The sequence below is a fragment of the Microcella alkaliphila genome (assembly GCF_004216855.1).
In the GTDB taxonomy this organism is placed as follows: domain Bacteria; phylum Actinomycetota; class Actinomycetes; order Actinomycetales; family Microbacteriaceae; genus Microcella; species Microcella alkaliphila.
Genome location: NZ_SGXT01000005.1, coordinates 1 through 11,613, shown reverse-complemented (window position 1 = coordinate 11,613; position 11,613 = coordinate 1). Strand labels below are relative to the sequence as shown.

The 11,613-nt window shown below is 59.7% G+C and carries 4 protein-coding genes and 1 pseudogene; 4 read left to right on the top strand and 1 reads right to left on the bottom strand.

What is annotated here, in order from left to right:
- Window positions 1-96 precede the first annotated feature (96 nt).
- The 4 genes and pseudogenes from brxC to brxL form a co-directional block, all read left to right on the top strand.
- A pseudogene (gene brxC, locus EV140_RS00550) lies at window positions 97-2,583 on the top strand (BREX system P-loop protein BrxC); the annotation flags it as partial.
- On the top strand, window positions 2,583-6,068 hold the full coding sequence (gene pglX / locus EV140_RS00545; protein ID WP_130280040.1) for a BREX-1 system adenine-specific DNA-methyltransferase PglX: 3,486 nt from the start codon (window positions 2,583-2,585) through the stop codon (window positions 6,066-6,068). The pseudogene brxC and the gene pglX, both read left to right, overlap by 1 nt.
- Complete coding sequence (gene pglZ, locus EV140_RS00540) at window positions 6,061-8,571, top strand: BREX-1 system phosphatase PglZ type A (RefSeq protein WP_130280038.1); 2,511 nt, start codon at window positions 6,061-6,063, stop codon at window positions 8,569-8,571. Before pglX ends, pglZ begins: the two co-directional genes overlap by 8 nt.
- Window positions 8,572-8,583: 12 nt before the next feature.
- Window positions 8,584-10,788: a BREX system Lon protease-like protein BrxL gene (gene brxL / locus EV140_RS00535; protein WP_241971222.1), complete on the top strand. Its 2,205-nt coding sequence runs from the start codon at window positions 8,584-8,586 to the stop codon at window positions 10,786-10,788.
- 95 nt (window positions 10,789-10,883) lie between these two features.
- Here brxL and EV140_RS00530 read toward each other — a convergent pair whose 3' ends face one another.
- Window positions 10,884-11,456 (bottom strand): DEAD/DEAH box helicase, encoded by a 573-nt coding sequence (locus tag EV140_RS00530; protein ID WP_130280036.1) that lies wholly within the window; start codon window positions 11,454-11,456, stop codon window positions 10,884-10,886.
- Window positions 11,457-11,613: the final 157 nt, after the last annotated feature.

Sequence of the window (11,613 nt, the reverse complement as noted above, 5' to 3'; positions counted from 1 at the left end):
TCAGACAGTTAGCGCTTCTGATCCTCGGGGACCTCGACCCCTACCCGCCCGACCTCACCCGGCGAGCCTCACCCCCACCGAAAGTCCGAAGAGCCGCTTAAGGCGATTTACGAGAAGGAGTCCGGCAACTTCAAGACTCTCTTCGACTTCGTCGGCGGGCGCACGTATCCGAACTACCCGGACGAGGCGCGCTTTATATCGACCTATCCCTTCGTGAACTACCAATTTCCTCTATTTAGCGCTGCACTGGTCGGTCTTTCCGAACACAATGCATTCACCGGGCGCCACGCGTCGGTGGGCGAGCGGTCGATGCTTGGCGTCGTCCAACAGGTTGCTAAGGAACTTGAAGAAGCGGAGGTTGGCCAGATCGCCGCCTTTGACACCCTCTTCGCTGGCATCCGCAATACGGTCCAGGCGTCCACTAAGCGATCCATCGACGTCGCAGAGAAGAACCTCCCCGACCAGGAATCTAGCCTCACGGAATTAGCGGTCCGTGTGCTCAAGTCGCTCTTCCTCGTGAAGTACGTCGATGGTTTCCGGGCCACCGCGCGGAACATCGCAGTCCTTGTCTACGACCGTTTCGGACTGAATCCCCAGGAGCTCACGAAGCAGGTCGAAGACGCGTTGGCGCTCCTCGAGTCGCAGACATATATCCAGCGCAACGGCGATCTTTACGAGTACCTGACGAACGAAGAGCAGGAGATCGAAAGCGAGATCAAGTCTGTAGACCTCGACGGCTCAGAGGTCAACAAACGCCTGTTCGAAATGATTCAGCAAGATGTGATCAAGACTCCCAAGTACCGCCACAAGACTTCGAAGGGAGGCTTTCTGGACTACAGCTTTGGCTACAAGATCGATGACGTCGGCTACGGCCCGCAGCACGCGCTCACCGTCCATCTCTTCACGCCCGGTTACCCGCACGACCTCCAAACGATCCGCGCGCACAGTACCGGCCTCGACGAATTGCGCGTCGTGCTCGACCCTGAAGCCAGCGTCTTCGGAGACCTGCGCCTTCTTCTGAAGACTGAAAAGTACGTCAAGCAGAAGCAGAATGGCTCACTCACGTCGGTCCAGCAACGCATTCTCGGTGCAAAGGCACAGCAAAATCTGGAGCGCAAAAAGGAGATCCTCGAGCGCCTTCGCCGAGCAGTCGGCAGAGCGACGCTCGTCGTCTACACGGTTGATGTCGACTCGGGTAGCGAAATGGCCGATACGCGTGTCTTTGACGGCCTCAGCGTGCTTGTGACCAAGGCATATCCGCAACTTTCCCTTCTCGGAGGGAAGGTCTATGCCGGGGCGGATATCCAGAAGTTCGTGCAGGCTCAGTCCGATGGCCTCATGAGCGTCGACAATGCCCTGACTGAACCCGCGAATGAGGTCTTCACCCTCGGAATTCAACAGCAGGTCAACATCGGCCAGCAGATCACGGTGAAGGCGCTCGTCGATAAGTTCACCGGCAAGCCCTACGGCTGGGATCAGACCTCGACGCTCGTCGTCATCGGCTACCTCTTCGGCTCGTCGCGCATCACCATCGAGCACAACGGCAACATTCTCAAGCGCAGTGAGGTTACGACCCTACTGAAGAACAGCCAGCAGCTCGCAAACCTCAAGATTGGCGTGCAGAAGAGCTTCGATGAGAAGAGAGTCACGGCCTTCCGCAAGTTCGTGACTGACTTTCTCGATGAGGGACTCTCGCCAAAAGACCCGCTGGAGATGGCCCGATTCGGTGCCGACAAGCTCAAGGAGCAGCTTGCCCGGCTCAAAGAGGCTCGGAAAGCGTACGAATACCCGTTCATCGCACAACTCGACCCACCCATCTCGCTCTTGGAAGAGGTGGTTGGCAGGACCGATGAGTGGTACCTCACGGAGTTCGACAGCGCTGATGAGCTGTTGGAGGCAAAGGAGGCGGTCCTTGATCCGATCCGGGCCTTTCTGAAGGACAACCGCAAAGACATCTACGACAAGGTTCGCGGATTCCTTCGTGATGCTCACGAGAACATCGGGTACCTCCCGGACGACGCCTCGGCGGCCACCCAGTCGCTACTGAATAACCAGGCCGTCTTCCGCGGTGGGCTCATCGTTGAGCTCCAGGCGGCGGCGGATGCCTTGCGATCCCAACTCGAGGCAGTCGTGAAGCATGAGCGAGAGAAGACGGTGGGCTCAATCGAACTGCGCCGTGAACAGCTTCAAGAGGCGACAGAGTTCAACGAAGCGCCCGAATCTGCCCAAGTGATGGCTCTCGATCGAGTCGATCGGGTCGTCCAGCAAGCTTGGGCCGAGGTGAGTATCTCGAAGCTGAAAGTGATCGCTGCAGAGTTTGCCAACGCAACCTTCCCGGCACTTGTGGCAGAACTCGCGGCCGCTCGGCCTGGGGCCAAGGTGCCGCAGACCGGCGCCATCAACCCGGACGGCCCCGATGACCCGGCGCCTGCGGAGCAGAAGCAGGTAGTGCCGCTCACCTCCATCAGATTGCCCCATGCAAAGTTGGTCCTCACGACCAAGGCTGATGTCGAAGAATACGTCGAGACATTGCGAACGGCTCTTCAAGCTGCGATCGCAGAAGGCAAGAAGGTGACGCTCTAGTGGAGACTGCGCCGTTGAAGTCATTTGCCACTAAGGCTCGTATCGATCTTCTGAAGGAGGTTGCTGCTCGGGTGCTGGTGGTGTTGGCGGAGAATTCGCTGGCTCGGGTGGAGTCGGCGGGTGCGGTGCGGGAGCTTGAGGAGGCGATTGCTCGCGACGGCCAGGAGCAGGTTGTTGATCGCGTTGCCTATACGTGGTTCAACCGCATCATCGCTCTGCGTTTCATGGATGCCAACGGCTATACCGCAAGCGGTGTAGTTTCCCCAGGGTTGGGTCGCACCTCGGGTCAGCCGGAGGTCTTTGCGGAGGCGAAGGCCGGCACGTTCGATGATTCGGTGGTCTCCGCGAAGACGCAAGAGGTGATTACGTCACTGCTCAACGGCACTCGACCCAGCCAGGATGCTCAGGGTGAGGCGTATGGCCTTCTGCTGGAGGCATATTGTCGCTACTGGCATAAGGCGATGCCGTTCATGTTTGAGCGGGAGGGTGACTACACCGAGCTTCTGATGCCGACCGCGTTGCTCGCTGCTGACTCTGTTCGAGATCGTGCCGTGAAGACCCTCACCGAAGACGTTTGCCGCGAGGTCGAGGTGATCGGCTGGCTCTATCAGTTCTACATTTCGGATCGCAAAGACGAGGTGTTCGACGGGTTTAAGAAAAACAAGAAGGCTGGCGCCGCGGAGATCCCCGCAGCCACGCAGTTGTTCACTCCGCACTGGATCGTCCGCTACCTGGTGGAGAACTCGCTCGGCCGACTTTGGCTGCTGAACAACCCTTCGTCTCGTCTCGTCGAGCAGATGGATTACTACATCAAGCCCGTCGATAATGAGATCGACTTCCTAGAGATTGCGAAGCCGGAGGAGTTTAAGGTCATCGATCCGGCTGTCGGCTCGGGCCACATGCTGACGCATGCCTTCGATCTGCTTTATGCGATTTATACGGAGCGGGGTTACGACCCGGCCGAGATCCCTGGCCTCATCCTGGAGCACAATCTATACGGCACCGAGATCGACCCGCGCGCCGGTGCCCTGGCCGCGTTCGCTTTGACGATGAAGGCTGCCGCGAAGCGGAAGCTGTTCCTGAAGAACCCGGTGCAGCCCAACATTCGAGTGCTGCAAAACGTACACTTCGATCCGGCCGAGCTTGACTACTTGTGGTCGATGACTAAGGCCGACGGGTTCGCGCGTGCTGATGCCGACGAGCTTTGGAATGCGTTCGAACATGCTGACACCTTCGGTTCACTGATCCAGCCGATGGAGCAGCTGATCGCGCCACTGAAGTCGGGAATCGAGGCTGTATCGGCTGACGGAGATCTGTTACACGGCGAAACGCTTGAGAAGGCGGCCGCGGTGGTCGCGCAGGCTGAGTACTTATCGCAGCGATACTCGGTCGTAGTTGCCAACCCGCCCTACATGGGGAGCGGCAATATGTCGGCCCGACTTTCGCAGTTTGCACGGTCCCGATTCGGTCGCTCCAAGAACGACCTCTTCGCGATGTTCATCGAGCGCTCAATGCAGCTCTCGCAGCCTCGAGGTCGCGTCACGCTTGTCACCCAGGACAGCTGGATGTTCCTTGCCGCTTATGCCAAGTACCGAGTCTGGTTTCTCGAGCAGATTCACTTGGACACGCTCGCTCACTTGGGGTCGGGATCGTTCGAATCCATCGGTGGCGAAGTCGTTGCCACCGTAGCGTTCGCAGGTCACCGCGGCGGCGGTGTGGAGCCACGAGCAAGCTTCATCCGTGCTGCAGGCGTTGAGGGCACCGCCAAGGCTGATGTCCTCCGCGGAGTCGCGAGTGGCACCGACAACGCGAATACCTGGCTCCGGAAACCGAGCGACTTCCGGCATGTGCAGAGCGCGCCTCTCATTTACTGGGCATCCGATGTCGAGTTGGCGGCACTCAGCGAAGGGCCGTTCATTGGCGATCTGATCCAGGCTCGGGAAGGGATGGCAACGGGCGACAACGGTTCATTCCTTCGGCGGTGGTCCGAGGTCTCTAGACGAAGCATTGGCATCGGGATCGAGTCGAACCGGGAGAGCGTGGCGAGTGGCAAGCGCTGGTTCCCGTATCAGAAGGGCGGCTCACCTCGTAGGTGGTACGGGAATTTTGAGTTCGTGGTGGATTGGGAGAACGACGGCAAACGGGTAAAGGGAAACATTGAAGCCGGCACTGGTCGCGTTCGCTCTCACAACTACAACGGGGAATACGGATTCCAGCCCGGTTTCTCGTGGTCGGGCATCTCTGGTGACGATTTCGCGGTACGCCACGTCGGTGGTGGCTTCATGTTCGACGGCAAGGGCCCGATGGCCTTCGCAAACGGCCAAGTAGACGTTCTCGCGATTGAAGGATTTCTGAATAGCTCAACTGCGACGAGATTCATGCGTCTCCTGGCGCCGAGGCTTGATTTTCGAGTGGGGCACGTTCTGAGCCTGCCGGTTCGCAAAATGCGTGACGCTGAGTCTGCTTCGCTCGCCGCACGCTGCGTTGAGTTGTCGAAGCAGGACTGGGACGAGCATGAGGAATCACTCGATTTTGCGACCCCTCCAGTTCTTGCGTACACGAAAGAGACGTTGGAGCGCTCGATTGAAGCGGCGCGAAGGGCTGTAATCGCTCGCAACGCACAACTTCACGAGTTGGAGTCGGCGCTCGACTTACACTTCAGTCAGCTGTACTACGGCGAGCGGGTACCGGATCTGACTAGTCGGCCTCCGTATCGCGAACCTGGCGGCCTGGCATTCGCCACTAAGGCTGTGCGCGACCTGGTCTCTTACGCGGTCGGATGCATTTTTGGGCGGTACAGCCTCGAAAAGCCAGGCCTCATCCTTGCGGATCAGGGCAGCACCCTTGACGACTATTTGGCGCAGGTGCCCTCGCCGTCGTTCATGCCGGATAGGGACAACGTGATCCCGATTGTCGACGGGGAGTGGTTCGAGGACGACATCGTTGCTCGGTTCCGGCAGTTCCTGCGTGCGGCTTTCGGGGATGAACATTTCGAGGAGAACCTTCGTTTCGTGACCGAGTCGCTGGAAGTCAAGGACATCCGCGACTATTTCGTGAAGTCCTTCTACGACGACCACGTCAAGCGATACAGGAAGCGTCCGATCTACTGGCTGTTCCGCAGCCCGAAGGGATCGTTCAGCGCCTTGATCTATCTACACCGCTACAACCCCTCGACCGTGTCGACCGTGCTCACTGTCTACCTGCGCGAGTTCATCAGCAAGCTCGAAGCGAACCTTGAGCACCAGGAGCGCGTCGCCGCTGGCTTGGGTGGTGCCTCGGCGCGTGACATTGCGGCCGCTCAGAAGGAAGCCGACCGCATCCGGAAGGTTCTGGTCGAGCTACGCGATTACGAGCATGACATCCTGTTCCCGCAGGCGGGTCAGCAGATCGAGCTCGACCTGGACGATGGCGTGCTGGTGAACTACCAGAAGCTCGGCGCAGCTCTGAAGGACATCGGCCTGAAGAAGCGCGGCGGCGATGAGTGACCTCAGCGTTCTGAAGCGCGGACTTGCCGACCGTTTCGCGAACGGCCGCAAGGCCGGGGACCGGCATATCGCTTTCTGGCATGACCCTGAGGGCGAGTATGAGGCAGACCTTGATCAGCTCGAGGCCGAACTCGGCGGCGTCAAAGTCATTCGCGTCGAGCGCGACGAGTATGCCGTCAAGCACAGGCTCTTGAAGGAGGAACCCGATCAGGAGTTCATCGTCTACCGCAAAGGCACCGTTCCCGACGGAACCGGTAACTGGCTTTGGGATCTCGAGCTCGCCTACGGCGTCGTCACTGCCGACCGCGCATCCATGGATGCTCAAGACCTAGGCCTGCCTCTTCCGCTCCAGCCGGTCGTCGCCGAGCACCAGAAATTCTTCAACAGTGCCGAGCGCAAGTCGAAGCTCAAGGCTTTGCTCAGTGCGGAAGATGACCGCACGAAGCTGCGCGCCAAGATGAGCGCTGTCGTGCTCGGCACCAAAGAGCACAGCTTCGGCGAGCTCACGCGCGCGCTGCTGATCGAAGAGGCGGCCGGCTTGACGAGCGGCTACGACGCTATCGCCGGCTACGGTCTTGCGGACTTCTACTGGGACGGCGCCAAGACCATCTACGGTTACGAGTCGGCGAACCCCTCGGTGGGCGATTTTGTTGAGTGGGTTTTCAAGCACGCCAACGCCGAGTTCGAGTCGGTGAAGGTCGGTGTTCGGCACGATTACAGTGCGTGGCGCAATGATGTCCGCAGCCGTGCAGCGATGGCTGCTCTAGCGAGACGGGCTGAGGTCGACCTCGACATCAAGGCTCAGATCGCTGCTCGCAACTACAACGAGCTGCTCACACTCGACGTCTTTGAGGCCATTGACTGGAAGATCATCGGCGACCTTGCCCTCGGCGTGGGCAACCAGACGCTCACAGTGCGAGATGTGCAAAACGCGGAGAAGGCCCGCCAAGCGACGTTCTGGTACACGGTTGACTCGTCGATTAGGGCGCTCTATACGGCGATCCGCTCTGCCGCCGAGTTGCTGCACGACATCGGCACGTTGAGTGTCGCGATCGCGAACTTTGACGATGGCCTCACCAAGTACAAAGACCGCTGGTACCGCATCGACCAGCGCTACAGGCAATTCTTGCTGGCCGCGCACACCACCGATCACGGCGACCAGCTCGCCCCCTTGGTCGAGCAGGTCGAACTCTTCTACACCAATAAGTACGTCTTTCCTCTGGCGACCGAGTGGCAAAAGCAGGTCGACGCTGTCGAGATGTGGAATTCCACCGCCTTCCGATCTCAGAGCGCGTTCTACCAGTGGTTTGTTGCTCCGGTTGTCTCGCAAGGGCGCCGAATGGTGGTCGTCATCTCTGATGCGCTCCGATACGAGGTCGCCGACGAGCTCGCCTCGATGCTTCGCAGCGATACCAAGGTTGCCTACGAAGCAAAGGTCGACGCCGTACTCGGTGTGTTGCCGAGCTACACCCAGTTGGGGATGGCGGCTTTACTACCGTTCGAAACCATTGGATTCGCAGGAAAAGAGAGCGACGTCGTCGTCGACGGCAAGCCGGCCGGCGGTCTCGTGAATCGCACGAAGATTCTTGAAGCAATTGGCGGCACCGCCATCAGAGCCGAAGACGTGCTCGCGAAAAAGATCAAGGACGAACTGCGCCCCTACCTCCAGCAGCACAAGGTGGTCTACGTGTACCACGACACGATCGATAAGCGCAGCCACAAGCTCGGCTCAGAGTCGGGCACCCCCGAAGCGGCGAGGGATGCGATCGCCGAGCTTGCGCGGCTAATCGGCAACCTGACATCCGCCGACGCAAACGTGATCGTGACCGCCGACCATGGGTTCCTGTTTCAGGGATCCAAGATTGGCGACGGAAGCAAACTTGACGAAGAGCCGCACGGTGACATCAAGTATCGAGACCGGCGTTTTTTGCTCGGCGAGGACTTCAAACAGACGCCCTCATTCAACACATTCACGTCGGCTCAACTGGGTCTTGTCGGAGACTGGCAAGTGCATGTTCCCAAGTCGATCTATCGCCTCACCCATAAGTTGCAGGGCGCGGCAGACCGCTTCGTTCATGGCGGCGCATCCCTGCAAGAGATCGTCGTTCCTGTCATCAGCGTGACCCGCAAGGGCAAGAGCGAAGTGAAGCCCGTCGAGGTGCAGATCAAGCCCAAGAGTGACGTGCTTACGAACTCGATCGTCAGGGTCAGCGTGTTGCAGGCCGAGCCGATTAGCGAGCGTGCCCACGCGCGCGAGCTGCGCGCTGCTTTCTACTATGGCGATTCGCTTATCTCCGACCAGGTGATCGTCGTCTTTGCTGCTTCTGGCGACGAGCGAGATCGACTGCAGGAGGTCAAGCTTCAGATACGACCAGACGCAGGCGTGCCGCTCGGAGCTCAAGTGGAGCTTCGCCTTGAACAGCCGAGCCCGAACAGCAATTCGTGGCAGACCCCGTATCGGCACCTGTTCACGAACCGCATAACGGCAACGCCAGACTTTTAAGGGAGCGCACCTGTGACGAACCTCGATGACGCACTCAGCGAAATGGTCCCCAGCGACGCGGAGGGCGTTTACGAACCCAACTTCACCGAGGCGGAATCCGACCTTGACCGCAAGATTAACGAGCACTTCGCTGGATCGGTGGTTCGCAAGGACCTTGTCAAAGCCGTCCGTGGCAACGCGGTGGTACCCGGGTACGTCCTCGAGTATCTCCTGGGGCAATACGCTGCCTCCGACGATGAGGAGACCATTCAAGACGGCATTGACATGGTGCGGAACATACTTGCCGCGCACTACGTCAATCGGAACGAGAAGGTACTTGTCCAGTCGATCATCCGCGAGAAGGGCAAACACCGAATCATTGACCGCGTAACCGTCGACCTGAACGCGAAGCAGGATTTCTACGAGGCGTCTTTTGAAAACCTGGATATCAAGGGCGTGCCGATCGACGCGAACACTGTCACGCAAAACCAGAAACTCTTGGTCGGCGGTGTCTGGTGTATCTGTGACATCGAGTACAAGCCGAGCGACGGGCCGACAGAGCCCTGGGTGCTTGCGAGCCTGAAGCCCATCCAGATCTCTAGCGTCGACTTCGACCGCTTCTATTCGGCGCGCACTGCGTTCACTACTGACGAGTGGATCGACGTTCTCGTGCAGTCGATCGGGCTCAACCCTGAGCAGTTCAGTCGGCGCGGAAAGCTCATCGCCCTAACGCGACTCATTCCCTTCGTAGAGCGCAACTACAACCTTGTCGAGCTCGGCCCAAAGGGCACCGGGAAGTCACACACTTTTAGCGAGCTTTCCCCGAATGGTGCACTCATTTCCGGCGGTGAAGTTACGGTCGCGAAGCTCTTCGTCAATAACGCGAACGGCAAGCTCGGACTCGTGGGCTATTGGGACGTTGTCGCCTTTGACGAGTTCGCGGCGAACCGCCGCACCGACCAGAACCTGGTCAACATCATGAAGAACTACATGGCGAACAAGCAGTTCAACCGGGGAAACCAGCCCCTCGGCGCCGAGGCGTCGATGGTCTTCATCGGGAACACCTCCCACACCGTCCCGTACATGCTCCAGCACTCAGATCTCTTTGACGAGTTGCCGGACTCGTATCGCGACGCCGCCTGGCTGGACCGCATCCACCACTACATCCCTGGGTGGGAGGTCTCACCGATCCGATCTGAGATGTTCTCGAACGGCTACGGTTTCGTCGTCGATTATCTTGCCGAAATCTTGCACTCAAAGCGTTCCGAGGACTTCTCTGACAAGTATCAGGCGCACTTTAGCCTCGGGACCGACATCTCGACCCGCGACCGCGACGGCATCCACAAGACATTCTCTGGCCTGATGAAGCTCATCCACCCGACTGGTATCGCGACGTCGGAGGACATCGAGGAACTGCTGGTCTACTCAATTGAGGGTCGGAAGCGCGTGAAAGACCAAGTGCTTCGGATCGACCCGACCATGCGTGACAACCTCCCTCGCTTTGGCTACGAAGACTCCCAAGGTGTGTGGCATGACGTTGTGACGGTTGAGGAGAACCAGTATCCGCAGCTCTACCGGCGCAACTGGGACTCCGACGGGGTCGATTCGGAAGCAACCGGCGGAGACCTGGCCACCTACAGTGAGCCCCCGGCCTTGCTTGAGTCGCGCTCTATGGCTTCTATCGCTCCACCCCTCCCGATCGTTCCAGACGGGAGCGACGAGCCCGTCCTTCCGGACGCGACCACGCAGCTTTTTGAAGGCATTCGCGACTTCAAGGCGGGCCAGACCGGCGTTTCGTACGAAAACGTCATACTGCCTTACCTCGTCGGCGCCACCCAGATCACGATCGTCGACCCCTACATCCGAATGCCTCACCAGGTGCGGAACGTCGGTGACCTCCTCGGCCTGATTGCACTCGCGAAGGGGCCGGCCGATGAGATGGTCGTCGACCTCGTGACGTCCCAGACCGACAAAGACCAGTTCAAGAAGGACCAACTTGAGCGACTCGTCGCGTTGCGCGAGGCATCACAGGGATTCGGCATCGCTCTGAACGTGCGGCTCGACGACACCATCCACGACCGGTCAATCGTCACAGACCACGGATGGCGCATCCTGCTCGGCAAAGGGTTAGACATTTGGGAGATGCCAACCAACGCGATGGCCGAGGCCCGTCAAGAGTTCCGGCGGATCAAGTCCGACACAACTTTCACTTACGCACGTACCCCAGTTGAAGTGTAGTGACGACGTCGCGGCCGAGGCGCGAGGCGCGAGGCGCGAGGCGCGCCAGGGTTTTAGTCAGACCGTTTAGCCGACGAGCTGGGCTGACTGCATCATTAGGCCATGCGAAGCGAGAGAGACGGGTATCCCGGTAACCACGTTCTGAGCGGTTCGGGCTCCGCATAGTCAAAGTGGCGGGTCTCCTCTGCGTGGGGCATGACCGCATCGAGGAAGCCCTCGTGGCCGCCGTTGGCAGGGTCCTCGCCGGTGCCGCGCACGTAAAGGGTTACCAGCTTCGCCGCGCGACCGTCCTTCTTCAATCGAATGACACGGCCCATGCGCTGGATGAGCTGCCTGCGTGTGCTGCTCGTCGCTACGACGATGGCGGCCTCCGATTCGGGCACATCGACGCCCTCATCGAGCACTCGAGGTGTGCAGATGGCCTTGAGTCGGCCCGCGCCAAAGTGGCGCAGCAAGTCAGCCCGCTCAGCCGGCTTGAGATCGCTCGTGAGGGGCCTCGCTGTGGTGTCTTTGCTGAGCCCGTGGGCGAGCCGGTATGCGCCGTCGATCGTCTCACTAAAGACCAGCGTTCCGCCGAGCTCGGCGATCGCCGGGCCGAGCTGGCGGACGAAATCCTCCTTCTGTGCGGCCTCCGCGCGCAGCTTGCGGCGGGCGCTGAACGCGCTCATGTAGGTCTGGCACGCCTCGGCGTCGGCCCGCCAGTAGTCCTTCTCCTTCAGCGTCGCGTTTACGGGCTCTTCGTCATGAAGCGGGGGTGAGTGGTTCGGGCGTGCCGGTGGCGGGATAGGCGGCGGGGCCTTCCAGGATGGAAGTTCCTACGCTCCC